The sequence below is a fragment of the Methanosarcina vacuolata Z-761 genome (assembly GCF_000969905.1).
Lineage (GTDB): Archaea > Halobacteriota > Methanosarcinia > Methanosarcinales > Methanosarcinaceae > Methanosarcina > Methanosarcina vacuolata.
Genome location: NZ_CP009520.1, coordinates 2,787,434 through 2,811,973 on the forward strand (window position 1 = coordinate 2,787,434; position 24,540 = coordinate 2,811,973).

Consider the following 24,540-nt stretch of genomic DNA (forward strand, 5'->3'; position numbering starts at 1 on the left):
GAGACGCAAAGGGAATAACCTATATAGAAGTTTTCATCTTCTTATTTATAAGGGAAGTATCCAAAACTTAGAGTACTTTAAAGTGTCAGGGAGTGCCTGACCCGAATTCAAACATAGTGGACTTGTTGGGTTGTTGAAAATATAGAGTCCGGGGATGTCGGTTACAGGGTAGTCTAAAGTTTTACGGGACATATAGAACACCAGAAATTTGTGAATAGTCGGCAGTTCCGATTAATGGATAGATTTCAAACCGGATGGAACCGAGTTAAGCATATCAGGATAAGATATATCTTGAATATCCTGAACACAGATTTCCATGGGATTTCAGATTAATTGATAGGATGGGTGCTGATGAGAGTAGAGAAGTCGCAATCAGGTAGACCGTACGCTGGCAGATCAGCTGCTGAAAAACCTTCTTATGGCGGCAGGCGTCCGACAGGCAAACCGCAATCCGAGAGACAATCAGAAAGAGCTCCGCGCTCATCCCGAAAGTCCCAGGAAAGCTCACAGGACAGAGAGGAATATGCATGGGTTCTCGACTATCTTCCCTATGGGAAATCAGTTGACGGCACTGCCGCATACCAAAAAAAGCCTCTTGTTCAGGCTGTGGGAGATAAAAAATTTACTCTTATGGAGCTTGTTCCCAAAAACGGTGTGGTTCCTCAGATCCAGTCAAGAGTTTATATAGGATCGGGAGACAGGAATGAAATCGACCACGTAAAGCAGAGAATAGGCTATTTAGATCTTACGACAGGAGCGAATCTCGAACTGCCTTTTATCCTTGAGGCGTGTGTGAGGTATCAGGAGGTACGCTTTGTAAAGTTTTTCAACGAGGCTCACTCTATAACTACCCGCCTGCACATGCTTGATCTTCTTCCCGGAATAGGCAAAAAACTCATGTGGTCTATAATCGATGAGCGCAAAAAGGGAGACTTCAAGAGTTTTCAGGATATCCGGGAGAGAATCCCAAGCCTGCATGACCCGGCTAAAGTCCTTGCCCACAGGATTGAAGAGGAACTCAAGGATGATTTCATCAAGTACAGGCTGTTCACAGCTCCACCGCGCCGACAGTAAGCCGGATGAGATGAACTCTCTCGGCTCTATTTTTTCCAGTAAGGCTCTCAAAATTAACTTATTCAGTTTTTGATTGTCGTCATTTAAATTATAGCAATTCCTTATTGACCAAAGATTCTATTATTGATCAAAGGTTCCATTATTGACCAAAGATCCCGTATTAGATCAAAGTACTCAATTTACTCAGCAAATTACCCAATTTACTCAGGAGGTTTCAGTCTGGTTCGTTCTCTTCTTAAAAAATATAATATAAAAGGAGGCACTTTTGATCAGCATTTTCTGGTCGATGCAGGCTATCTGGACAGAATAGTGGCTGCTTCTGAGCTTGGGCCTGAGGATGTAGTTCTTGAAATCGGTGCAGGTATCGGAAACCTGACTGAAAGGCTTGCAAAAAAGGCAAAAAAAGTAATCGCAGTTGAACTTGACCCTGTCCTTGTCAGAGTTCTCCATGACCGTTTCGATAAAATCGAAAATATTGAGATTATTGCAGGAGATGCACTGAAAATCAAGCTCCCAGAATTTGATAAGGTCGTCTCTAACCTTCCCTATTCCATCTCTTCAGAGATAACTTTCAAGCTTCTTCGCCATAAATTCAAACTTGGCATTCTCATGTACCAGTATGAGTTTGCAGCCAGGATGGTTTCCTCGCCCAATTGCAAGGATTACTCGCGCCTTACAGTTGATACCTGTTATTTTGCTGATGCCTCTATTTTGATGAAAGTCCCAAAAAATGCTTTCCAGCCGGCACCTGAGGTTGATTCTGCAGTTATCAAACTTGTTCCCCGCCCTGCACCATTCGAAGTCAAAGACCAGGCTTTTTTCATGGATTTTGTGGCCGCAGTCTTCAGCCAGCGCCGGAAAAAACTGAGAAATGCGGTTCTGAACATGAACCATGTACTCGAGATTCCCAGCATTAAAGAAGTAATTGCCCAGCTCCCAGAGGATATGATGAGTAAACGTGCTGAAAACTTGACTCCTGAAGAGCTTGCAAAAGTTGCAAATCAAATAATTGATTTAAAGACATCACTTCTTGCGAACGAGTTAAAAGGACAGTAAAAAACCAAGAACACTGAAAAACTAAGAACAGTAAGAAATCAAGAATAATAAAGAACTCGAAAATTATGGTTGAAATTGAATACAGAAAAGCCCGGATAAAGCTCGGGGACACGGACCTTGTCTATGAGCCTGCAGAAGATTCTTTTTTACTTGCCGATGCTGCTCTTAAAGAAGCAAAACCAGGAATGCGAATTCTTGAAATTGGAACAGGGTCGGGTTTTGTATCTGCTGTACTTCTTGCAAACCTGAAAGAGATTCGTCTGGTCGCTACGGAAATTAACCCCCATGCCGCCCGCTGTGCAAAAATGAACGGCATAGAGGTTATTCGTACTGATCTTTTCAGGGGGATAAAGTCCAAAAATCCTGAAACTCTTTTTGACCTTATTCTATTTAATCCGCCCTACCTTCCGACTTCTGAAGAAGAAAAAGTTCCAGGCTGGCTAAATTATGCTTTTGACGGCGGGATTAGCGGAAGAGACACTCTGGAAAAGTTTCTGGACGAAGTAAGAGATTATCTCAAGCCTGGAGGAGAAATTCTTGTTCTTATCTCTTCCATTACTGGGTTGGATGCCGTTAAGGAGAAAATGGAGACGCTGGGGTTTGCAGTTGAAGTTGTAGCGAGGAAAAAGGTTTCTTTTGAAGAGCTGATCGTTGTTAAAGGTAAACTTTTGTGACCAAGTCTACCTCAAAACTAATATTAGTTTAAAATTATAAATATTATAGTTTTTTATTCCGTTTTACATTTTGGAGACTTTTTGAGGTTTTTTAGACGTTTTAAGATGTTTTAAGATTTTTTGAAATGTTTTAAGACATTTTAAGACATTTTAAGATTTTTTGAGACTTTTTATTACTTTCTGGGCTCCAGATTTTCTCTCTAAATTGTGCAAAACAATAAAATTTTAATTATATTGAGATAATTTTTGATTTATGGGAAAAGGAAACATCGCAATAGATAAATCAATGGTAAAACCGATTGTTGATACCAAAATAATAATTCCTTTACCAAGGATTTTGGTTACTCCATAAATTTTAAAAAATTATTAAAATAATTTTTCAAAGTTAATTTAAATTTTGGTTGCCCCATAATAAATTAAAAAGTGTCTAACGTTTTAAACCTTAACCGATGACCAATGAAGAGATATTTAAAAACAAGGAAGTAGTTAATATATAAATTATTAATTTCATCTGTATATTAACAAATTATCTTCATTAAAATCAATAACTGTTGGCTTAAGTTTATCTTATTCTAAGCCGGAGGGACTGTATAAAGTTTATGGGGGTTTTGTTCTGGGAATCGCGCTTATCGAAGATTATCATAACAGATGGAGGTTCAGTGCTGCATTTGTTACCATCTTATTTCTGTATTCAGCAGGTGTTGGAAGTGCAGAGGTTATTTATGTAGAACCCGGCAATTCAATCCAGGCTGCAGTAAATAACTCTACGGCCGGAGATCTAATCATTGTAAAAGCTGGGGAATACCAGGAGAATATTATTGTCAATGTTTCAGGGATAAAGATCAGTTCGGAGTTTGAGAACCCTGAAGATGTGCTTATAAGGACCAGGGATGAAAATTCCAGCGTGTTTCAGATTAAAGCCGATAATGTAACTGTCAGCGGCTTCAATATAACTGGTTCAGGTGAGGCTTCCAACATTTCTGTTTCCAGCATCTCCAATATTTCAGGTTCTGCAAATTTTTCCGAAATGGGAAGTAATTCCAATAACTCCAATAATTCCAGTAACTCCAATAATTTCAATAACTCCAATAATTCCAATAATTCCAATAATTCCAATAATTCCAATAATTCCAATAATTCCAATAATTCCAATAATTCCAATAATTCCAATAATTCCAATAATTCCAATAATTCCAATAATTCCAATAATTCCAATAATTCCAATAATTCCAATCCTGGGCAGGCTTCCGGTTCAGAGCCAGATAAGCCTATTTACCAATGGGATGGATTAGGTTGTCCTGCAGCAGGGATTTGCCTTGAGCAGGTTAGCAACTGCACAATTGAGAATAACACGTTTTTCGGAAACCAGTACGGGGTTTATCTGCAGGACTCCAAGAACAGTACAGTCTTGAAGAATACTTTTTTCCGCAACGGCATCTGGCTTGATGAAGGGTGCGGCAAAAACCTGCTGATAAATAATTCTATTGAAGAGAGTAAATTCATTATTGGGGCTAACTGCTGGGACAATATAATGTTCCAGAATCGGGTTTCAAACGGTGAAGGAATAAGTATTGCCTGCTGTGGCGGAAACAATCTCGTCTCAAGGAATGAAATCGTAAACTGCAGTAATGGAATTGACATCTATGACGTTCAGGCAAGGACCGTTCTACGTGACAACATTATTATAGGCTGCGAGAAAGGGATTTATCTAACTTTTGTCTTCGATTCCAGAGTTTATAATAATACTATCTCAAACGGGACCACAGGCATTTTTCTAAGAGAGGACTGCCACGATAATGAGCTGTCTAACAATACAATAACAGCGAGTAACGAATCTGGCATTTACTTGCTGGACTACAGTGCAGATAACCGCATTTATAACAACTACTTCAATAATAGCATAAATGTTAAAGCCGAGAATACTAAAGGAAATATCTGGAATACGACACAGTCGCCAGGGACAAACATCGTAGGAGGACCAAACCTGGGAGGAAATTTCTGGGCAGATCCGGAAGGAACCGGCTTCTCTCAGGTCTCAAATGATTCAAACTCGGATGGTATCTGCGATTTGCCATTCCAGATTAATGGAAGCGATTTTGATTATCTTCCACTTGCCAGACCTCCTTTCGTAACCGGCGTGGATCTTGAAGTCACAATCAGAATTCCTGAACCAAAATAATGCCATGGACATTTCCATTGAAATTTACAGAGAGACCCCTAATTTAGGAACCATGATCTTCAGGCGGTCAACAGACAGTAGTTCCGAATAACCAAAGTTCTGAATAACCAAAGTTCTGAATAACCAAAGTTCTGAATAACCAAAGTTCAGAATAACCAAAGTTCCAAATAACCAAAGTTCCGAAGCTCGCAGGTGTCATTCCGGATTGAGACCGTCTTTTGTAATATGTATCTGTGCACATACACAGAAATAAAGTTTTATCGCTTGCCTATGTTCAAGCAATTCCCTTTACCCCTCTTTTCTGTATAATAAACCATGCTGCAAACACCAGAGCTCCGCAGCCTACAGCAGTGGTTCCGAGCACAGGGATCTTATCCGCCCATTCCAGAGAGATGAACCACATACTCACAGCTCCAAAGGTGAAATACGTGAAAATCAGCAGGGAAGAAGCTGAACCTATATCCCGGTCAACCTGTTCCAGCACAAGGTTATTGCTGGGAGGACGGCTTAAACCCAGGGAAAACGAAACCATAAACATGGGAAGAGCAAAGCTCCAGGGACCATGTTGTCCCATAAAAAGCAGGAAAATACCACCCAGGAAAACTCCCGCAAATGCGATTGTCATCAAGTGCTTTGAATTCACCCTTCTTGTTAACCGAAGGCAAGAGAAGGCCCCACTCATAATGGCAAGGGCATTGAAGGCAAAAAAGTAGCTGTATTTTTGCTCGCTAAGGCCAAACTCGTTAATATAGATGGCAGAAGAACCTGCAATGAAACTAAACAATGGGAAAAAACTGACTGACATGACTAGAACCATGATCATATACGAGGGATTGAGCAGCAATCTGCCGTAGGTATTCATGACCTGAGATAAAGGAGCTTCAGATTCTTCTGGCAGTGTTTCAGGAAAACGGAGAACGCCAAACATTGCGATAATTCCCATGAATGCCTCCATTAAGAATATCCAGTGCCAGGACAGATACAGAAGGATCCACCCGCCAATGATCGGAGCAAGCATGGGAGCAAGGCCCATGATTACAGCAATATATGCAAGAATTCTTTCCCTTTCCGGACCTACGAAAATGTCTTTAGTCATTGCCATGGATATAGAGGAACCGGCAGCAGCTCCTGCAGCTTGCAGTATGCGAGTACCTATCAGCATGGGTGCACCGGACACAAAAGCACCTAGCAGGCTTGTTACGATGTACACTGCAAGCCCTACAAGGAGAGGACGTCGACGTCCATAACGGTCAGAAATCGGGCCGTAGAAGAGAAGGAAAAGCCCATAGGTCACAAAGAAAAAAACCAGGTTCAGATTAATTAGCGATAGAGAGACGTTCCAGCTTTTGGCCAGAGAGGGAAGGGCCGGTAAAATCATGTCTGTGGTAAGAGGAGGAAAGGCAGACAGAAGTGCCAGAAGCGGCACTGTCACTTTCAAATTTTTTTGTATTTTCTCTTTAGAAGCGTTTGTTTTTTGTTTGAAAGCCATAGCTAAATCCTTTATCATTATTGACATTAGAAGGTTATTAATGGAAGTTATTAATGGAAGTTATTAATGGAAGTTATTAATGGAAGTTATTAATTCAAAATATGGTTACATATGCAACTATGTCGTATGAATACCGAAGGAATATAATTGTATATAACAATTACGATAGTAAAAATGAAGCCCGGCAAATTTGATACCCGTTTATAATAAAGTCAAAAAACAGAACTGGATACTATAATGAAAAATTATATAAACATGAATAAGTTGAGAAAATATGGAAAACCACCTTTTGGTCTTGCTGTAATCCATGGCGGCCCGGGAGCTCCGGGGGAAATGGCACCTGTTGCAAGAGAACTCTCCGATTTTGGAGGCGTACTTGAACCGCTTCAAACCGCAGTAACCGTTGAAGGGCAGGTCAGGGAGCTCAAGGAAGTTCTGGAAGGTCACAGCGACCTGCCGGTTACATTAATTGGTTTTTCCTGGGGTGCAATGCTCAGCTTTATTTTTACTGCCCGGCATCCCCACCTGGTAAAAAAGCTAATACTTATCGGGAGCGGCCCATACGAAGAAAAATATACTGAGTGCGTAGCGAAGACCCGGATAAACCGGCTCGGAAAAGAAGACCTGGAGAACTTCATTTGCCTGACCGAAACCCTGAACGATCCTTCAGCTAAAAACCGGAATGAAGCCCTGTGTAATTTTGGGAAGTTAATCTCGAAAGCCGATACTTATGATCCGCTTCCCCATAAAGATGAGGTGCTTGAGTGCAACTACGAGAGCTTCAAAGGCGTATGGGAAGAAGTAAGTGAACTGAGAAGCCAAGGAAAACTGCTCGAAATCGGAAAAGAAATTCGCTGCCAGGTAGTTGCAATTCATGGTGACTATGACCCCCATCCTTTTGAAGGAGTTAGAGACCCTCTTTCCGGGGTTTTGAAGGATTTCAGGTTCATTTTGCTGGAAAAATGCGGGCACAAACCCTGGATCGAAAGGGAGCAAAGGAAAGGTTTTACAGTTTACTGAGGAACGAAATTTAAGTAAAAAAGAAAAGCGGGAATAAGGAAAAGTGGAAAAGAGAAAAACAAAAAAGGAACAGTGAGAATCTTGATAGAACAGTCTCAGTTAATATATTTTATTGCAGCCTCTGCGGCACTTACGCTTCTTCCGGGCCCTGATATTCTATTCGTAATTACCCAGAGCATTTCGCAGGGCAAGAAAGCAGGAATTGCAACAGCCTCCGGCCTCTGTACAGGCGTACTCGCCCATACTACGGCAGCCGCACTCGGAGTTTCCGCCCTTGTATATAAGTCTGCTCTTGCTTTTGAAATTGTAAAATACGCTGGCGCAGCTTATCTGCTCTACCTTGCCTGGCACGCCTTAAAAGAAAGTGAAGAGCTAATATCTTCGGCTCCTGTTAGGGAAAACAATACCTTTGCCCTTTACAAGCGCGGGATCTTTATGAACGTTTTAAACCCAAAGGTTGCCCTCTTCTTCCTCGCCTTCCTGCCCCAGTTTGTAAACATAGATTCGGGAAACGTCCCGATGCAGATGATATTTCTGGGAATCATTTTCATGGTTCAGGCCTGGCTGATCTTTTCCGCTGTATCGGTTTTTGCCGGAACCGTTGGTGAGAGAATAATACAGAAGCCGGGAGTTGGCAGGTATATCAACTGGGGAAAAGCAGGAATTTTCACGTTTATTGGGATAAAACTTGCATTGACTCATAAATGAACCGGAAATCAATGAAAACACACATGAAATCCTTCTAATCACAGGAATAAAAAATGAAAGTACTTGAAAGAACTTTCATGCTAAATCATGAAAATTAATAGTGAAAGCTGGTCGTCGTTAAAAAAATTAACATTGACGTCTTTTAATTGCGGCTGGCTTTCTGGCAGAAACAAAGTTAGAACTGAATATCATTAAGAGAATCTACAAAAATACAGTTAGAACTGAAAACATTGAGTTTCACTATTCAAGCTCAACTACTCAAAAATTTCAACAATCATATATGGTTTTCATTTTTTTAAGTAAAGAATATCCATACTTTATTGAGAATTATCTGGCCTGCTCAATCTTTCAATCTGGTATACTGTGGAATTTTTAAAATCTTTGGCCTCTATGACAGGAAACACATCAATCTGGCATAAATCAGTAAATGGCAAATTATAAGCCAGATAATCTTTAACAGTTTCTACATCAAATAGAGTTATTACACGTCCTCCTCCTGCATCAAACCACTGGTTAATAATCTTCAACCCATCTGGAAAAACCGTATTTTCGACCTGTTCCCATCGTTTAAATAGCTCTATAGTATTCTTAGGGTCAAAGGTTGTTATGTCTAATAATAACATATTTTTATTTCCTGATCTGGTCTTGTAATCTATAATAATTTTATATGTACAATATAGCGCATTTAACTTATAAATATTTTGTAAACAGATAAATGATTATATTAAAGAGAGAGTCGCAAAAGTCCAAAATTAACTAAAATCCTGCTTTCGGTAGGTGCGACATAAAAATCCATTCAATTTTTCTAGTTATATCGTTTTATTAGAACTTTTGAGATTCATTTTAAATCAAAAAGTACCAACTAGTAACGATTACATAATTAATATATATTAATAGTGAGTGAAATAAAAGACCGCCACTGCCAGATATATAATTCGCATGATACTGGTTTTTAAGTGAACCTGTAAAAAATAACAATTAAAAATATTTGAATATTATGACGTGCTTGCTGCCGAATGTAGATAAAATTCAGCCGACCATATCATAGCAAATAAATTTCATAATTTTATATAATGCCGATTTATGAAATTGAAGTTCGATGACTGTATGTAATTAATTAGAATCTCTAGACTTTTACAACGCTCTCACTACATATATAAAACTCAGATTTCTTCCAAAATATTAAATAAAACTACATATAAGATTAATAATAACCCAATCAGACTTTTGATAGAAAGGTTTTAATATCTATACGACATATTAACTGTATATATAATATGGGGGTGATGATGGTGGCACAATCAAATAAACTTATGAAATATTTAGTCCTCGGTGTTTTCGTAGGGATGTTACTGGTTTATCTTAAGTTTAAGAGAGTAAATATTGAAAAATAAGTCCCAAAGGACTTTATCTATACATTTTTTAAACTGAAAAACTTTATTTTCTTAAAATATTTTAACTCATAACGAGCGGATCCCAAAACGCAAAATTGCTTCTCTGAATATCGTATTATGGATTATTAATAAGAGCTTCTGATCCTGAAAAAATAATTTTAAAACTCTTATTAATGTGGCAATAAAATTAGTTTTGGGATGAGCTCAACAAGTAATGTCACTGAAAAATAACTAAGCAAGATGTGTAGCTTTGAAAAAGCTATCCTCTCAGACTACGACTCAGTTCCAAAATCAAGTGATAAAAGTAAGTGTAACATCACTATATAAATCCGCCCTTCCGCAGGTGCGACAAGAAGCTATACTATGAATTACGTTACACTACGAGTTACTATTCTCTTTAAGGAATGATTCAAGTATAACATCAAGGTATTTGTTGCCAAGAATCATTATTTAGATACTGAAATTACGGATCAATTCCTGAACTGCAAATTTGAAGTTATCTTTTTATTATTCCTAAATTACAACTATCTATCAGCCTTAAAACTTCAAGCCATCATCGGTTATTGTGATATCGTAGTTTCCAACAAAAAAGGTATCATGCACATTTACACCGTTTATGGTTTGCCTGGGAGTATCGTTTATTTCCACAGTACGGTCAGTTATATGAATTTTCTTTCCTCCTACATAGAAAATTCCGCTCACTGCTACATATCCGTCTTCTGTGATTTTAGCATTGAAAATAACATCACCGTTTTCCCTTTTTGTTAACGTGATCCCATTTTCGGTCTCGATTTCTCCCTGCACATCAAAGTTTTTGTTAATTTGAGTGAGCTCGTTCCTGTCGATTTTTGCTATGAGTTCTGAGTTTTCATCCCTGATCTCGGTTGTCAGAGTAAGGTTGCCATCGGAGTTTTCCAAGGTAAACAGGTTTGTTCTGTCTCCGGTTTTTATATCTGTCTGATATGACACCATGTATGCCTGGTCTGCATAGACGTTTGATCCCAGAATTAGCATATAATCGTCGTGAGTCATGTGATTTTCGCCTGTGATTTTATGTATCTATTTACTAATATGATTATATAAAACGCTTCTTAATCAACTTTTATTGTGGAAAACGGAACATCCTAACAAAAAGGTATTCATGTGTCTTCGGTTAAGTGAGAAATCATGACAAATTGCGTCAATTTTCACAACATTTATTGAATATGGTAATAGACTGGAAAATGGAATATGGTATTGACTTCATGTAAATATGCCAAAATTTAAGGCCGGCTTCTAATGCAAAATCGATAGCTTTCAGGCAAGAAAATTCCTTAACCGATGACCAATGGGCCCTATTTGTTCCCTTTAAGAGGTAGGAACTTCGGAAGGAGCAACAATGGCAAAGAGTGTAAAAGATTCAGTGAAAAGCGAATGTCAATCTGCAAAGGATTGAATAGTGGTTCAAACTTTGCCCTGATCCAAAAGAATGCTAACTTACTGATGTTGTTTTCTTGTGTGAACCGAAGCAAACTCACGAATGTAAGGTACTCAAAGACACTGATAGGTGAGAGGCTTACAGACAGTAATGTCAGTTGGCTATTATCAAGAATCACAAAATCAATTATGCAAATAGCTGATGCCTGGTACAGAAAAGATTTGAAAACACTCGAACCGTATAAAGGGAAACTTTCAAGTACGGTTCCTGGGGGAGAAATGAGGAGTAATCCTCCCGATTTACCCGACAAATAATTTAAGTACTTCAATAAACTCTCATAATATAGCAGTATAAACTCAATTTTATATATTAATAAGTATTATATTTAGTTGGGCATCTGTGTACTCTTCATTTAAACACCCTCCATCTATCTCCGTTCCTCCTCTCTAAAGACGGATGCCCTCTTTCTTCTAAAACTTTCTGAATTCTTTGCCGAGAAATATATGCATGAAAAACAAACTCAGCCCCTTTAACTTTTGTTTTACTCTTTTGATTTTTTCTCTTTTCTTCGGACCTTCTCCTTTTGACCTATTTCTCCTTCCTTCTTACTCCTTTTGACCTTCTTTTGGCTCTTCGTTGTGGCTCTTCGTTGTTTATGCGGATATCCTCGTAATGTCTTCAGAAAAACCAATGCGGTCTTGAATTGAAAATCGTCTTATCCCCAGGGAATGACGGAGAGCCCATATAAAAGACTAGCAGCGAAATTTTTAACTGTGTGGGGAAATTGGGGGGACTTAAGCCTATTAGATCTCTCATTGAGGACATACTTAAAGTGACCAAAAAACGTCCAATATGGAAAATTTACACCGATATACGATGCGTTCTGTAAAAGTATTGTTCTTTAGCTGTATTTTTGACAGGAAAAATTACTGCGTTCTTTATTAGTGATAAAAAGGATTAGAACACTTGGCTGAGAGCTAAGAAAAAAAGCACCATAAAATAAAAGTAAATGAAAGTGCCCAAAATTAAATTGTTTGAGTTCTTATGTAATTAGTTTTTCAACTGAATTATTAGTTCTGGATGAATAAAATGAGACTGGGCTTATTCGTTAGTCCTTTCTTATGAGTGACGGTTAATTGCAGGAAAACCTTTCAATACGTATCAGGGTTCTGATGCAATCAAGGTTCTCCTGCTTATATATCCCGGCGGAGGATTGTACAAATGAGCCCACAATCGGTTTTTATGTCTTTATAGATATTTATTTAACCTGTGGTTAAATTAGTCAGCATTCAGCTATTGGACTAGCGATTGCTCTTAGCAGTCGCCCCACCAGCCGTCACCACAGCCGCCGCTTTTAATCTTGCAGGCACGAACTGCTGTTATGCAGCAAGCCTCTTTCTCCTTTTTGCATCCACAACCACAGCCGCCCCAGCCGCCACCAAAGCCGCCAAAGCCGCCAAAGCCGCCAAAGCCGCCCCAACCGCAGCCGCCGCATCCACAACCATCGAACTTTTTAAAGAATGGAAATCCTCCCATATAACTACCTCCAGATTTTATATTTTATTGTTTTATGCTTTTTAGTTAATTTATACAACTTTTTACATATCGGAGCAAATATACTTTTTAGACTGAAGTGTATTTCTCCAATCAAATTATATATCGACTCGCCAACTCTACTGTTATTCCTGACAACCGTATTTTGGTCTGTCTTCGCGTAAAGAGATGCAGATTTAATTTCAGTTGTCAGAAAATACAATTTATAATATAATTGTAGATTATATAAGCATAATAGAATAATATGTCCTTAATATTAAATAGTCATTGAAAAAGCTGGGAAATCATGCTCGGTAAAATGCGTTTAATTTTACGTTTAATTTACGAATTTTAGTTCCTTTAATTTATATAAAATCAGGATTTCAAGCTTCCAATTAATGATTTATTCAAAAATATAGTCTCTATGGCACAAAGAAATTATATTATCCAATTATAACCTTTTTAGAGGTTTAATACATGTGAATTTAGCAGAGGAAAATACTATTACTTATCTGATTTTTGAACTTTAATACTCTAATGTGTTTATAAAAAAGTAAATAATTGAGAAAGTTGACTGTTTCTTCTAAACACTTAATTTTCGATTAAATTATTTCTAAAACTGAACTAAAAAACTAATCTGAAGCTGTAATCTGAAGCTGTAATCTAAAGCTGTAATCTGAAGCTGTAATTAGGAAAACAAGATGAGACTCTATTGTTGAGTCGTGTTGAGTCAACCGCAAAATGTCGTATAAAACCGGTTGCAATTATTCAAATTAATGAATCCTTGATGATTGACTCAACAGTATTTAACACTATTATATGATTAGCAAGTAGGTAATATGAAAAGTCAGGATAGCTTGTAGAAAAGCAAATTAAATGCAGATCCAAAAACAGATCTGCAAAAATTCTCAGAATTATATTGTTTAAACTCTTATGCGACTGGTTTTTCAATTAAACTGCGTTAATGCTGATGAATAAAGAGAGATGGGCTCATTCATTAATCCATTTTAAAGGATACCGATTAGTTGCAGAAGAGGTCTTTGAATACATCTATAACTCTGATGCAATCAAGATTTCCCTGATTCTATATCTGGAAAAGGGCTGTATGAATGAGCCACCACTGGTTTTATGTTTTATATTTGTCTATTCAATCCATGGTTCGATTAGTCAGCATTCAGCTATTGGCCTGGCGATTGCTCTTAACAGTCGCCGCCCCACCAGCCGTCACCGCAGCCGCCGGATTTAATCTTACAGGCACGAACTGCTGTTATGCATTTAGCCTCGGGCTTACCACATCCACAGCCGCCCCAGCCGCCACCATAGCCGCCAAAGCCGCCCCAGCCGCCGCCCCAACCGCAGCCGCCGCAACCATCAAATCTTCCTTTTCCAAATAATCCAAATCCTCCACCCATAATATTTACCTCCATATTTACTATATTTTTATAGATTTTTTTATTATTTTCTTTTTATTTTTATACAATGTTTTATATATTGGGAAAGATATAATTTTAGATTCGAGTACATGTTTCTCCAACCAAATTTTATATCGACTCCCCAACTCTATTATTACTCCTGACAATCACGTTGTAACCTATCTTCACTTAAAAAGAAGCAGATTTAACTTTAATTGCCAGAAAGTACAATCGATAATATAATTGTAAATTATATAAATCAAATAGAATAATAAGTTCTTAACACTAAATAGTCATTGAAAAAGCTGGGAAACCATGCGCTGATGAATCATGTTTAGTTTTATATTTAATTTATGGAATTTGAGTTTTTAAATCTCTCGAGAAATCAGGACTTATAGTCTGAAATTTAATATTTATGCAAAAATAAAACCTGGATGGTATAGATACGCCATATTCTCTAATTATAATTAATTTGGGGGCTCAAAGGGTATGCATTTAGTAAAAGAAAATAGTACTACTCATTCTGTTTTTGAACTTTTTCACTTGGGAAAGTTAAAACTAAAGTATAATATTCCTAAAATAAATTATTCTTACAAAATAGTGAACTTTTGATTTAATTAGCCTGAATAGAAACCCGCTTTCAAACACATGAAGCTTGTAGTTGCTAACTTGCAGTTAATAAAATGCATAGCCATCAATTCAAGACAATTAATCAGAAGTTATCTTTCTATCTTGAATTGATAGCTATTTTTATTCATCCATACTTAACATTTCACGGGCTCAACGATTGACCTGGCGATTATTCTTAACACCAATCGCCCCAGCCGCCGCCCCAGCCGCCGCAGCGGCGCCAGCTACGACGCCAGCCCCAGCCGCCGCCCCAGCCGCAGCCACCAAACCATCCACACATTATATTTACCTCCAGGATTTTACTATGTTATTTTATACTTTTCAGATACTATACAGGTAGGCTTTTAGATTAGAGAATTACACGCTCTAATCAAACTTTTTCACCCACCCCCAATCATACTTTCATGGCAACTTTTTAGAAATTATTAGAGTACTCATTTCTTTTTAGAGAGAAACAGTTCTCCCATGTTCTCCCATGAAAGTACAATTAAACATATAATTAGAAATTATATAAAAGATCTAGAATAACTGTTTCTGAATATAAATAATCTATATAAAATTGAAGAAACCCTCTATCAATTAAACAAGCTTACTTTTGAAATTACTCTACAATCCCTAGTTCTATAAAAACTCTCAATAAATCAGGAATAAAAATCTGTAATTGAATATTCAGCCAAAAAATATCACCTTAATAATCTCTATCAGCTCTATTTCCTGGCTAAATCCAATTTAAAGCCTGAAAATAACTGAATTTTGTTGAAAAAGTAGTACAACTCTTTTTAGTATTTAACTTTAGAACTTTAGTCTTTTTATTTTATGCAAAATATCAATATAAAGGGCGACGATTAAATAGGATAATTTTTTTGATTCAGCTTATGAATAAAAAAAATCGAATTTGTCAATTTATTGTCTTTTTATTAGTTTCAGTAGAATCATTAGCACTTTTAATTAGATCGTTTTCTTTTTAAAAATCTCAGATCCCTATCAGTTTCTTTGCCCATTTCAATTTCTTTTTCTTAATCGGGTTTACATTGTTATCTTCAAAATCAAAACCTGCTAGTCTGATTTTATTAGCTCCAAATTCCCTGGCTACAAAAAAACATCGGTCTCCATCACTGAAGCCGCCAAAATTATAGATATCATCAAAAGGCTTTGCCTGGGTAGTTGCAATAAATCGTTTAAAGCGGGGAACATATTTCTCAAGCTTATCGATATTATCCCCATGCGCATGAATAAGGACTATTGAGCCCTTTTCACAGGCAAGGATCTCTTTTTCGATATCAGCTTCGGAATTGCCGTCAAGGTCGGTACAGATGACCTCAGGCACTATGCCCATATCCATTAGTACAGCAGCAGCTCCATCGGCTGCAATTACCGTAAAAGCAGAAAAATTGATTTCCAAAAGGTCACTCCTGAGCCCTGGAGCATTTCCACAGACCAGGACAGGCTTTCCGGAAATTACTGCTTTGAGCTCAGACAGGCTGACCGTGTTTTCTTCTGTCAGCTTGTGGGAAAGGAAGAGAGCTGCCTTTTCATCGCCTTTTCGGTCGAACCCGAAATCCTCAAGGATTCTTTCGTAAATCGGTTCCCAGGTAGCAAAATCCATATGAATCAGTTTCCTTTCCGTTTTATAGGTTGAATTCAAAACTTCTTTAATTTTCAACTCTTTTTAAGAGTTTATTTCTTTGCAATTCCCATCTTCATGGCAATGCCTTCGACATCCCAATCCTTTACAAGGGCGCCGGAAACATCGATATCACTGCCAAGGTCAAGGATATCGGCTCTTACCTCTTCTGCAATCAGGTCTTTGAGGGTTTCAACAAGTTTCAGGACTCTTTCATCTTTGATCTGGACTGAGGCACGGATGTTTTCATCCACTACAAGGTCAAGTTCTTTCCGCATATCCTGAAGCCTGCGAATTACTTCCCTTGCATACCCTTCAGCTTCCAGTTCCGGAGTAAGGTTTGCGTCCACATAGACAAGACCGGCATCAGACTCTGCACTCGCTGTACTTTCTGGCAGAGTTTCTTTGAAGTTTGCCATACCCGGAGTAACTGTAACCGTTGTTCCGTCTGCAAGGGAGAGTTCAAACTCACCAGCCTCAGCAAAGGCTTTCTTCAAAGCAAAACCGTCAACTTTCTGCAGGGCAGGAATGACTTTTCCTGCATCCTTCTTAAACACAGGACCTATTTTGCTCGGGTCAGGAATTACTTCAAGCCCAAGTTCATCCCAGCTCTCACCAACTGGCGTCAGGACAATTGCCTTGGAATTTGTCTGATCCATAAGGACTGAGCGCAGTTTCTCGACAGCCTTTGCTGAATCCTCATTTTCAGGGGAAACAACTATTCGGGAAACAGGCCACCTGAGCTTTCTTCCTGCTTTCTGGCGGGCGTTTGAAGCAGCTTCCACAATAGAACGTGCAGTATTCATGGCCGCTTCGAGTTCAGGGTCAAGATAGGCTTCATTGACTTTTGGCCAGTCGCACATATGAACCGATTCCAGTGCATTCGGATCTACATTTCTCATAAGGTTCTGATACATCTCTTCAGCCAGGTAAGGCATAAAAGGAGAGATCAATTTTGTAAGGGTTACGTAGACTTCATAAAGCACGCAGTAAGCTGCAAGCTTGTCAGGGTCATCAGCTTCAGTCCAGGTTCTCGGGCGGATAAGCTGAATATACCAGCGGGAGAGGTCCTCCAGAGTAAATTCAAGAATCTCACGCACTGCCTTATGCAAAAAGTACCCACTCATTGCTTCATCTACGGCCTTAACAACGGACTGAACTCTTGAGAGAATCCACCTATCCTCTTCTCTGAGAGCGTCTTTTACGGAATCAAGGCTAACCTTAAGCGGATCAAAATTATCAAGTGCCATATAAGGCAGCGGGAACCTGAAGACATTCCAGAGGATATTGATTGAACGATTAACGGTTTCTACTTCTTCCAGGTTAAATTTAAGGTCATCCCAGGGCGCACTTGAAGAAAGCACATAGGCACGCAGAGTGTCAGCTCCGTATCTGTCGATGATCTCAAGCGGGGAAACAACGTTTCCAAGGCTTTTGGACATTTTCTTTCCGCCGGCATCAAGCGTAAAACCATGCATGAGTACACTCTTGTAAGGAGCTTTTCCGAAGCCCACCATACTTGCTCCGAGCTGGGAGTAGAACCAACCGCGAGTCTGGTCATGTCCCTCAGTGATAAAGTCAGCAGGCCACCATTTATCGAACTCCTCCCTGGTCTGAGGGAACTTCAGGGTAGCCCAGGAAGCAACAGCCGAATCAAACCAGACATCGAAAACGTCTTCAACACGTTTTTTCTCTCCGCCGCACTCACAGGGAATAGTTAGTTTGTCCACATAGGGGCGGTGAAGTTCAACATCGCCGACTATTCCGGATTTTTCCAGCAGCTCGGCTTTAGTTCCTACTACCTCAAGTTTTCCGCATTTCTTGCACTTCCAGACCGGAATCGGAATTCCCCAGTAGCGCTGCCTGGAAATGCACCAGTCTCGGGCACCTTCTACCCAGGTCCTGAATCTGGCTGAACCTGCCCAGTCAGGGTACCAGTCTACGGCATCAATTGCCTCAAGCATTTTGTCCTTTATCTCTGTAACCTTGAGGAACCACTGCTCGGTTGCAAGGTAGATTATAGGCGTTTTGCAGCGCCAGCAGTGCCCGTACCTGTGAGTAACCGTTCCTTCTGCAAGCAGCTTGTTGCGTTTTCTCAGGTCTTCAATAACGATCGGGTTTGCCTCTCTGACGTTCTTCCCCGCATATTCCCCGGCTTCTTCAGTATAGGCACCGTTCGGGCCCACAGGGCAGAGGATTGGAAGGTTATACTTCACGCCAACGTTAAAGTCATCCATACCATGCCCTGGGGCAATATGTACACAGCCTGTGTTTTCTGCAGTTACGTAATCGGCAAGATAAATGCCATGCTTTATCTCATTCTGCACAGGCACCAGGTCCCCAACAGGGCTTTCATACTCAAGTTTCGTCAGGTCTTCCCCGAGCATTGTCTCAAGCACTTCGTAGTCAACATACCTGCCCTGTTTAAGGACGTTCTCGATCAGGTCGGTAGCTGCAATCAAAATCTCTTCAGAGCCGTCCTGCCTGATTGCCCTGAATTTTGAGTATTCAAAACCAGGATGTACGGCTACAGCTACGTTTGCGGGAATTGTCCAGGGGGTTGTTGTCCAGATGACTATGAAAGTATTTTCTTCACCTTTGATCTTAAACTTCACATAGATTGAAGGGTCTGTCCTCTCAGCATATTCGACCTCGGAGTCTGCAATTGCAGTCTCACAGCGAGGGCACCAGTTGACTGAACGTTTGCCCACGTCCAGAAGGTCTTTCTCACTGGCCTGCTTGAGGGTCCACCAGGCAGCTTCAATGTAATCGTCTTTTAAGGTCATGTAGGGGGCATCCCATTGCATCCAGACCCCTAACCTCTGGAACTGTTCAGTCATTTCCTGCTTCTGGTTGATGGCAAATTCCTTACATTTCTCAATAAAATTCTCTACCCCGAAGCTCTCAATGTCCTTTTTGGACTTGAAGCCGAGCACGCCTTCAACTTTGACCTCAATCGGCAGGCCGTGCATATCCCAGCCAGGACGCTCGAGAATATTACGGTTATTCATGGAGTAATAGCGAAGAATGGAATCTTTAATGATCTTATTCCAGGCAGTTCCCAGGTGGATATGTCCGGTCGTATACGGGGGGCCGTCAACAAAAAAAAGTCTTTTTCCAGTCTTGCGGTGCTCTCGGGTCTTTCTATAAGCATCGCTATCTTTCCAGAGCTGCGTTATCTTTTTTTCGATTTGCTCTGCGTTGTACTTGGCAGTGATTTCTTTTATCATAGAAGAACACCAAACGTGACGTCTTTTATAGGATATAGTTTATATATCTAAACATTGAGAATGAATTGATCTTTAATGAATACTTGCAACGGTTAGAGGATGATGGATTAAGTAAACGAACATTGGATAATAACATATTCATATTAAAACCTTTTATCAAATGGCTTGATGGACAAGAGATTACAGACAAAACTGTTTTAGCTTACCTCAGATCACTAAAGCCCAAAAACTATAGTGATAGTACATTGTACCAATACAAAGCTGTCTTAAAAAAGTTTCTATCCACTATATCACCCGAAGGGGTGCGTAGTATAAAACTCAAAGTAAAAAGGAGAGAACCGCCCATTATTTTATCACAGAAGGAAATAGAACAGCTTATAGAAGCATGCAGGAATCCAAGGGACATAACCCGAATATCTTTTTTGTATGAATCAGGTTGCCGCAAGGGTGAAATGGTATCAATCAAAATTGAGAATGTGACCTGATTATGAGGCAGCGGTCACAATTCCAAAAGGGAAAACAGGAAGTCGTACAATACCTATTGTATATTCAGCATCTTATCTTAACAGCCGGCTCCATGTCGAACCGACTCTTATCCTGGTTAGTCTGCCATGCTCCCAGAGGGCGGCTATCTGGCTCTAACTAGCTTAAAGTTGCCGGTGAGACTATCCGGCATGTGCGGAGTAGGGAGAAGTACACAAGAAGAACTTAGTAAAGCCTCAATTCCCTTATGAAAATTTATGTGAGGCATTAAAAAATTTGCAAAAATATTTTTTCAACTTTTGGTATATATATTTTATTTTAATCAAACTAATAATTCCAATAACTGTTAAAAATCGCTCCATCAGGCTGAAAATTTTATCAATTGATGTTTCTTCTTGCTTATTATTTAATAACTCAATTAAAACCGAATCATGTGCGATTCCATATTGATCAGCTTTACTGAATATTGCGTTTGCATCTCTCAATCTAGCGTAACTATTTGTTTCATAATATCCAGTAGTTTCCTTTTCTTTATAATCAGTAACTAGTTTACCAATTTCACGATAACCTATTCCTGTTAATTTACTATAGTTAAAAATTCTATCAATTTGTTCTTTGTATATAAAGCCTATAACATCTTCTTCTGCCTTTTCTTTTGTCCAATCCTTTTTCAGATCACTTTTCATAATTACTTTTGAATCGTTTAATATTAAAGAGCCATTGAATATTAATTCTCCTTTTCGGAATACATTATTGGAATCAATGTAAGTAATGCCATTAAGATGGGCTCCTTCGCCCAATATGATGGGAGCGTTAGTAAGTTTATATAAAGAACTATTACTAGAGTTATTAGCGTAAACAAATCCATCTCTTATGCTGTAGTTCTCCATATCAGAAATATTAGAAACATTACCTCCGTAGAAGATTTGTCCAATAGAAATATTAGAACTATTTCCAGTTATTGATAAACCCCTTATCGAGGGGCTATTCAATTCTTCATTATTTATTATAGGAATCAGTTTTTCAATTGGATATGGTACTTTAGTTACCTTGCTTTTGTCAGTAGAATGTGGAATAAACGTTACAGATGCCCCATTTGTGTTAGAAATAGTTGCGTTCACTGAATATGGATAGTTTTGATAGAAAGAAAATAGCCCTAAATCATCACTTGTGAGATTAGATTCATTTATAATATCTTCATAGGTTTTCAAATAAATTTGCGCATATTCAAGTAAATCATCTTCTTCCACGAACATATTGCTATTAGAGAAAAGCGATTTATTTGAGTTTAAGAGAATTGATTCTTTTAGACTCAAAGCATATGAGTATTGAGGATCAATTTCAATAGCTTTATCTAAAGCTTCTACTGCTTCATTGTACTTACCTAAATGTGCAAGACAAGTTCCTTTATTGTACCACGTGTCTGAATCTTGAGAGTTAATATCAATTGCTTTGTCAAAGGCTTTTACTGCTTCTTCGTAGTTGCCCAAACACTCAAGAGAATATCCTTTATTGTACCATGCATCTAAATATTGAGAGTTAATGTCAATTGCTTTATCAAAGGCTTTTATTGCTTCCTCATAATTGCCTAAACATTCAAGAGAATATCCTTTATTGTACCATGCCTTTGAGTCTTGAGAGTTAATATCAATTGCTTTATCAAAAGCTTTTACTGCTTCTTCGTAATTACCTAAATACCCAAGACAAAGTCCTTTATTACACCATGCGTATGAATTTTGAGAATTAATTTCAATTGCTTTGTCAAAGGCCTTTATTGCTTCCTCGTAGTTGCCTAAACATTCAAGATAATATCCTTTATTGTCCAAAGCACCCGTATTTTGAGGTGTAATTTCAATTGCTTTATCAAAGGCCTTTATTGCTTCCTCATAATTACCCAATTCTGCAAGACAAAGTCCTTTGTTATACCATGCTTCTGAGTTTTGAGAATTGTTTTCAATGGCTTTATCATAGACCTTTATTGCCTCTTCGTAATTCCCCTGAAATACAAGAGCATTCTCATTGTTGGCTGCCAGTGCAGTCGATGAGAAAATAATTAAAAATAAAAAGAGGGCTGTTAAAGCTAAAACAAGTGGATATAATTTTTCCCTCTTTTTCATTATATTTTTATCCTCCGGTTGCAATATTCTCGAAAAGTATTGAATGAATACAGAAAATTATACAAATAATTTATGGTGCTTTTTTTCTTAACTCTCAGCCAAGTGCTGTAATCCCTTTTTATCACTAATAAAGAACGCAGTAATTGCCCCTGTCAAAAATACAGCTAAAGAACAATACTTTTTTACAGAACGCATTGTATATCGGTGTAAATTCTCCATATTGCACGTTTTTTTGGCTAATTTAAATATGTCCTCAATGAGAGATCTAATAGGCTTAAGTCCTCCCCAATTTTCCATCAAAGTTTTAAATTTTACTACAAGTCTTTTATATATTTTCTTATCTTCTTCCGTATTTCTTTTTGAATCAAATATGTTCAAAGGATAGCTTAACATGTTGAAAAGTTTGTTATAATTGCAATTAATCCTTGGAAAAATAATCGGAACTATTTTGTATTTCGCTATTCCTATTACATAGTTTTCATATGAAAAATAACCTTTATCGAAATAAAGTACATCTCCTTGTCTTATTTTCTTCCTTTTCTTTAGCTCTTCTAGAATCTGAGGATAAACCGTGTATTCACTAACATTTGCTTCATTAATAATGAAAGTTAAAGGTTTTAAGCTTGGATATTCTATGGCAAGACTCAGTTTCATCCCTATGAAATAACCTCGATGCTTAGAGTGTCCCCATTTAAATTCTCGATCTTCTAACATCTTTTTGCTAATTTTTCTCTTAAACCAGTTAAGATCAAGATTGATGTCTGTGCTATCGATTATGATATGGCTTAAACCTCTTTTACGCTGAGAACAAACATTGTTAAGTAATCCAATAACAAAGTTGATAAACTGCATAGGATCAAAGCTGCTTATGATACTGTATACTTCATTTTCAGAAGGTACTGATGTTATTCTCATAAATTTTCTTAATTTCTTCTTTTCTTCCAATTCTCTGACTACATAGGAAATCTCAAGGCAGAAATACATGCTCGTAATAACGATTTTCAGAGCAGGTATTGATCTTTCGAGAGGTAAGATTTCATATTGTGAAAGAATTTGCTTGGTGGATCGTAAATCAAAAACGTTTAATATCTCTGAAAGCAATTTCCATTTGTAATCTTCGTTTATTGGGATAAGCGGAGGTTTCACAAACAAACACCAAAGGAGGATTATACATCCTCCTCAATAAATTTTACGATTTTTAACGAGGTAAAATCAAATTTTAGACAAAAAGAGAATGTATTTTTTTAAGGGAAAACTAAATTTCATGTTATTTGAGGGAATAAAACAATTATAACACTCATTGTTTCATAAGATTTTTTAGGTCCCTAAAATAATTGTTAAAGTTTTCTATTTTAATATGGCCTTTATAAAAATACTGATAACTAAATAAGACGTTTTACCAGAATTTCCACAAAGTTTATTTATATCTGTATTTTAGCTAATGATTTTATAAATTAAAATTATTGCCCAAAGTAGAACAGTTTTTATTAGTTTCTAAATTTAGGTGCAAGTCCCATACTTAAGGTTACTTGATAAATCCTATGCCCTGTCGCCTTAGGCATGTACTTGTTTTCAATAACGGGTAACGATAGGGCTGTTATACATGATCTAAGGTACAAATCGGGGTTCTAGAGTTTGAGAACGTATGGCTTGGGCTGGCGGGTAGTGTCTCAATAATGGGTATAAGGGTTCCTAATACCTACGTATGGCTCGCGGTGGTATCGGTGGGCAGTTGGTATCAGGTGCAGGTGCTAAGGGTCTAAGACCTGCCGCATGGTTTGGGCGGTGCATGTGGGTAGGCTGGTCTTGTTCTTTGCGTATAAAGACTGGATGAAACTTTAGGTATATCTCTATAGGTTTTCCTAAAGCTGGATTCTTTGTCCGGTCTTTCCCTGCGGGCAGGGTAGCAAAAAGAGGTATTTTTCTTAATCCTTTCTAGATTTGGTACAGATTGATTGCCTAAATTAGTAAAAAGGGAAGTTAAGCCGGAGCGGGAGGGAAGGCTTGCCTTCCCTCCTTTCAAAATTTAGTTTATTTGTATCTTTTTAGTGAGAAAAAGAGTTCTGTTTAGCTAAATTGACAACTAATTTTTTACGTGACGACGTTTATCTATATTTGTATTTAGTTGAAGGGCTAGCTGTTTCGATATCAGATACCTTTCCATCGACTACCCAAACCCAATTTCTACCATAGCCCTCCATTATGTTATTACATCGGAATTTTTCCATAGCATTTTGATACTGAGAAAGCATTATTGTTATATCACTATTAGTAGGTAAATCATCTTCATCGAAAAGTTCGAAGTCATTAAATGGCTTAAAGTTCTCTCCTAGAATTTTATTTGCATTTTCTACGATTTTATTTATGTATGTAAGTTTGAATTTATTTATGGCATTATCAGGTTTTTTCTTGGACATTTCAGATATTTCTTTGTGCATATCAAATAACTGCGCATTAACTGTTATAAAAAAATCTACATCTTCTTCTTTCATATTATCAC

General features: G+C 38.1%; 19 protein-coding genes and 1 pseudogene. 10 read left to right on the forward strand and 10 right to left on the reverse strand.

Annotated features, from left to right (window positions below; genetic code table 11):
- Positions 1–351 precede the first annotated feature (351 nt).
- From MSVAZ_RS11515 to MSVAZ_RS21290, 5 genes are all read left to right on the forward strand, one after another.
- A complete protein-coding gene (locus tag MSVAZ_RS11515) occupies positions 352–1,074 on the forward strand; it encodes a DUF655 domain-containing protein (RefSeq protein WP_048121109.1) in 723 nt (240 codons plus the stop codon).
- Between the two features lie 219 nt (positions 1,075–1,293).
- Positions 1,294–2,130, forward strand: a complete 837-nt coding sequence (gene rsmA / locus MSVAZ_RS11520) for a 16S rRNA (adenine(1518)-N(6)/adenine(1519)-N(6))-dimethyltransferase RsmA (RefSeq protein WP_084626234.1) — start codon at positions 1,294–1,296, stop codon at positions 2,128–2,130.
- Between the two features lie 65 nt (positions 2,131–2,195).
- Positions 2,196–2,804 carry a HemK2/MTQ2 family protein methyltransferase gene (locus tag MSVAZ_RS11525; protein WP_048121114.1) on the forward strand — a complete coding sequence of 203 codons (609 nt, stop codon included), beginning with the start codon at positions 2,196–2,198 and terminating at the stop codon, positions 2,802–2,804.
- A gap of 962 nt (positions 2,805–3,766) precedes the next feature.
- Entirely contained in the window at positions 3,767–4,096 is a 330-nt protein-coding gene (locus MSVAZ_RS21285; RefSeq protein WP_232316314.1) for a hypothetical protein, read from the forward strand.
- A gap of 47 nt (positions 4,097–4,143) precedes the next feature.
- Positions 4,144–4,983: a right-handed parallel beta-helix repeat-containing protein gene (locus MSVAZ_RS21290; RefSeq protein ID WP_232316300.1), complete on the forward strand. Its 840-nt coding sequence runs from the start codon at positions 4,144–4,146 to the stop codon at positions 4,981–4,983.
- Positions 4,984–5,257: 274 nt separating this feature from the next.
- On the opposite strand, the gene MSVAZ_RS11535 is transcribed toward MSVAZ_RS21290, so the two are convergent.
- Positions 5,258–6,415: a multidrug effflux MFS transporter gene (locus tag MSVAZ_RS11535; protein ID WP_232316073.1), complete on the reverse strand. Its 1,158-nt coding sequence runs from the start codon at positions 6,413–6,415 to the stop codon at positions 5,258–5,260.
- 312 nt (positions 6,416–6,727) lie between these two features.
- Between MSVAZ_RS11535 and MSVAZ_RS11540 the strand changes: the two genes are divergently transcribed.
- Positions 6,728–7,492, forward strand: a complete 765-nt coding sequence (locus MSVAZ_RS11540; protein WP_048123946.1) for an alpha/beta fold hydrolase — start codon at positions 6,728–6,730, stop codon at positions 7,490–7,492.
- 72 nt (positions 7,493–7,564) lie between these two features.
- Positions 7,565–8,200 carry a LysE family translocator gene (locus MSVAZ_RS11545; RefSeq protein WP_048121123.1) on the forward strand — a complete coding sequence of 212 codons (636 nt, stop codon included), beginning with the start codon at positions 7,565–7,567 and terminating at the stop codon, positions 8,198–8,200.
- A gap of 317 nt (positions 8,201–8,517) precedes the next feature.
- On the opposite strand, the gene MSVAZ_RS11550 is transcribed toward MSVAZ_RS11545, so the two are convergent.
- The gene (locus MSVAZ_RS11550) at positions 8,518–8,823 is read right to left on the reverse strand and encodes a DUF3303 domain-containing protein (protein WP_048121124.1); all 306 of its coding nucleotides are present in this window, start codon (positions 8,821–8,823) and stop codon (positions 8,518–8,520) included.
- Positions 8,824–10,131: 1,308 nt separating this feature from the next.
- Positions 10,132–10,626: a hypothetical protein gene (locus MSVAZ_RS11555; protein ID WP_048121125.1), complete on the reverse strand. Its 495-nt coding sequence runs from the start codon at positions 10,624–10,626 to the stop codon at positions 10,132–10,134.
- Positions 10,627–11,007: 381 nt separating this feature from the next.
- Here MSVAZ_RS11555 and MSVAZ_RS11560 point away from each other — a divergent pair, with 381 nt between their 5' ends.
- Both MSVAZ_RS11560 and MSVAZ_RS19595 read left to right on the forward strand, forming a co-directional pair.
- Positions 11,008–11,325, forward strand: coding sequence for a hypothetical protein (locus tag MSVAZ_RS11560; RefSeq protein ID WP_157206081.1), 318 nt, complete (start codon positions 11,008–11,010; stop codon positions 11,323–11,325).
- A 429-nt stretch (positions 11,326–11,754) separates the two neighbouring features.
- Positions 11,755–11,992 (forward strand): annotated as a pseudogene (locus tag MSVAZ_RS19595) (IS5/IS1182 family transposase); the annotation flags it as partial.
- A gap of 333 nt (positions 11,993–12,325) precedes the next feature.
- On the opposite strand, the gene MSVAZ_RS20895 reads toward MSVAZ_RS19595, so the two are convergent.
- The 4 genes from MSVAZ_RS20895 to ileS all read right to left on the reverse strand — a co-directional run bounded on the left by MSVAZ_RS20895 (position 12,326) and on the right by ileS (position 19,440).
- Positions 12,326–12,547, reverse strand: coding sequence for a hypothetical protein (locus MSVAZ_RS20895; protein ID WP_048121128.1), 222 nt, complete (start codon positions 12,545–12,547; stop codon positions 12,326–12,328).
- Positions 12,548–13,743: 1,196 nt separating this feature from the next.
- Positions 13,744–13,956, reverse strand: a complete 213-nt coding sequence (locus MSVAZ_RS20900) for a hypothetical protein (protein ID WP_198146743.1) — start codon at positions 13,954–13,956, stop codon at positions 13,744–13,746.
- Between the two features lie 1,603 nt (positions 13,957–15,559).
- Positions 15,560–16,192 carry a 6-hydroxymethylpterin diphosphokinase MptE-like protein gene (locus tag MSVAZ_RS11575; RefSeq protein WP_048123948.1) on the reverse strand — a complete coding sequence of 211 codons (633 nt, stop codon included), beginning with the start codon at positions 16,190–16,192 and terminating at the stop codon, positions 15,560–15,562.
- A 71-nt stretch (positions 16,193–16,263) separates the two neighbouring features.
- Positions 16,264–19,440 carry an isoleucine--tRNA ligase gene (gene ileS, locus MSVAZ_RS11580; RefSeq protein ID WP_048121135.1) on the reverse strand — a complete coding sequence of 1,059 codons (3,177 nt, stop codon included), beginning with the start codon at positions 19,438–19,440 and terminating at the stop codon, positions 16,264–16,266.
- A gap of 83 nt (positions 19,441–19,523) precedes the next feature.
- Between ileS and MSVAZ_RS11585 the strand changes: the two genes are divergently transcribed.
- The gene (locus MSVAZ_RS11585) at positions 19,524–19,925 is read left to right on the forward strand and encodes a tyrosine-type recombinase/integrase (RefSeq protein ID WP_269746827.1); all 402 of its coding nucleotides are present in this window, start codon (positions 19,524–19,526) and stop codon (positions 19,923–19,925) included.
- Positions 19,926–20,168: 243 nt separating this feature from the next.
- Here MSVAZ_RS11585 and MSVAZ_RS18915 read toward each other — a convergent pair whose 3' ends face one another.
- The 3 genes from MSVAZ_RS18915 to MSVAZ_RS11600 form a co-directional block, all read right to left on the reverse strand.
- The gene (locus tag MSVAZ_RS18915) at positions 20,169–22,040 is read right to left on the reverse strand and encodes a tetratricopeptide repeat protein (RefSeq protein WP_052727963.1); all 1,872 of its coding nucleotides are present in this window, start codon (positions 22,038–22,040) and stop codon (positions 20,169–20,171) included.
- Positions 22,041–22,127: 87 nt separating this feature from the next.
- Positions 22,128–23,186: an IS5-like element ISMeva1 family transposase gene (locus MSVAZ_RS11595; protein WP_048121142.1), complete on the reverse strand. Its 1,059-nt coding sequence runs from the start codon at positions 23,184–23,186 to the stop codon at positions 22,128–22,130.
- Positions 23,187–24,145: 959 nt separating this feature from the next.
- Positions 24,146–24,532 carry a hypothetical protein gene (locus MSVAZ_RS11600; RefSeq protein ID WP_048121145.1) on the reverse strand — a complete coding sequence of 129 codons (387 nt, stop codon included), beginning with the start codon at positions 24,530–24,532 and terminating at the stop codon, positions 24,146–24,148.
- Between the last annotated feature and the right edge of the window lie 8 nt (positions 24,533–24,540).

What these genes read in the sequence shown, in the direction of transcription:
- MSVAZ_RS11515 (WP_048121109.1), top strand. Translation starts at nt 352, where the DNA reads ATGAGAGTAGAGAAGTCGCAATCAGGTAGACCGTACGCTGGCAGATCA.
- MSVAZ_RS11525 (WP_048121114.1), top strand. Translation starts at nt 2,196, where the DNA reads ATGGTTGAAATTGAATACAGAAAAGCCCGGATAAAGCTCGGGGACACG.
- MSVAZ_RS11540 (WP_048123946.1), top strand. Translation starts at nt 6,728, where the DNA reads ATGAATAAGTTGAGAAAATATGGAAAACCACCTTTTGGTCTTGCTGTA.
- MSVAZ_RS11550 (WP_048121124.1), bottom strand. Translation starts at nt 8,823, where the DNA reads ATGTTATTATTAGACATAACAACCTTTGACCCTAAGAATACTATAGAG.
- MSVAZ_RS11555 (WP_048121125.1), bottom strand. Translation starts at nt 10,626, where the DNA reads ATGACTCACGACGATTATATGCTAATTCTGGGATCAAACGTCTATGCA.
- MSVAZ_RS11560 (WP_157206081.1), top strand. Translation starts at nt 11,008, where the DNA reads ATGTCAATCTGCAAAGGATTGAATAGTGGTTCAAACTTTGCCCTGATC.
- MSVAZ_RS20895 (WP_048121128.1), bottom strand. Translation starts at nt 12,547, where the DNA reads ATGGGAGGATTTCCATTCTTTAAAAAGTTCGATGGTTGTGGATGCGGC.
- MSVAZ_RS20900 (WP_198146743.1), bottom strand. Translation starts at nt 13,956, where the DNA reads ATGGGTGGAGGATTTGGATTATTTGGAAAAGGAAGATTTGATGGTTGC.
- MSVAZ_RS11575 (WP_048123948.1), bottom strand. Translation starts at nt 16,192, where the DNA reads ATGGATTTTGCTACCTGGGAACCGATTTACGAAAGAATCCTTGAGGAT.
- ileS (WP_048121135.1), bottom strand. Translation starts at nt 19,440, where the DNA reads ATGATAAAAGAAATCACTGCCAAGTACAACGCAGAGCAAATCGAAAAA.
- MSVAZ_RS18915 (WP_052727963.1), bottom strand. Translation starts at nt 22,040, where the DNA reads ATGAAAAAGAGGGAAAAATTATATCCACTTGTTTTAGCTTTAACAGCC.
- MSVAZ_RS11600 (WP_048121145.1), bottom strand. Translation starts at nt 24,532, where the DNA reads ATGAAAGAAGAAGATGTAGATTTTTTTATAACAGTTAATGCGCAGTTA.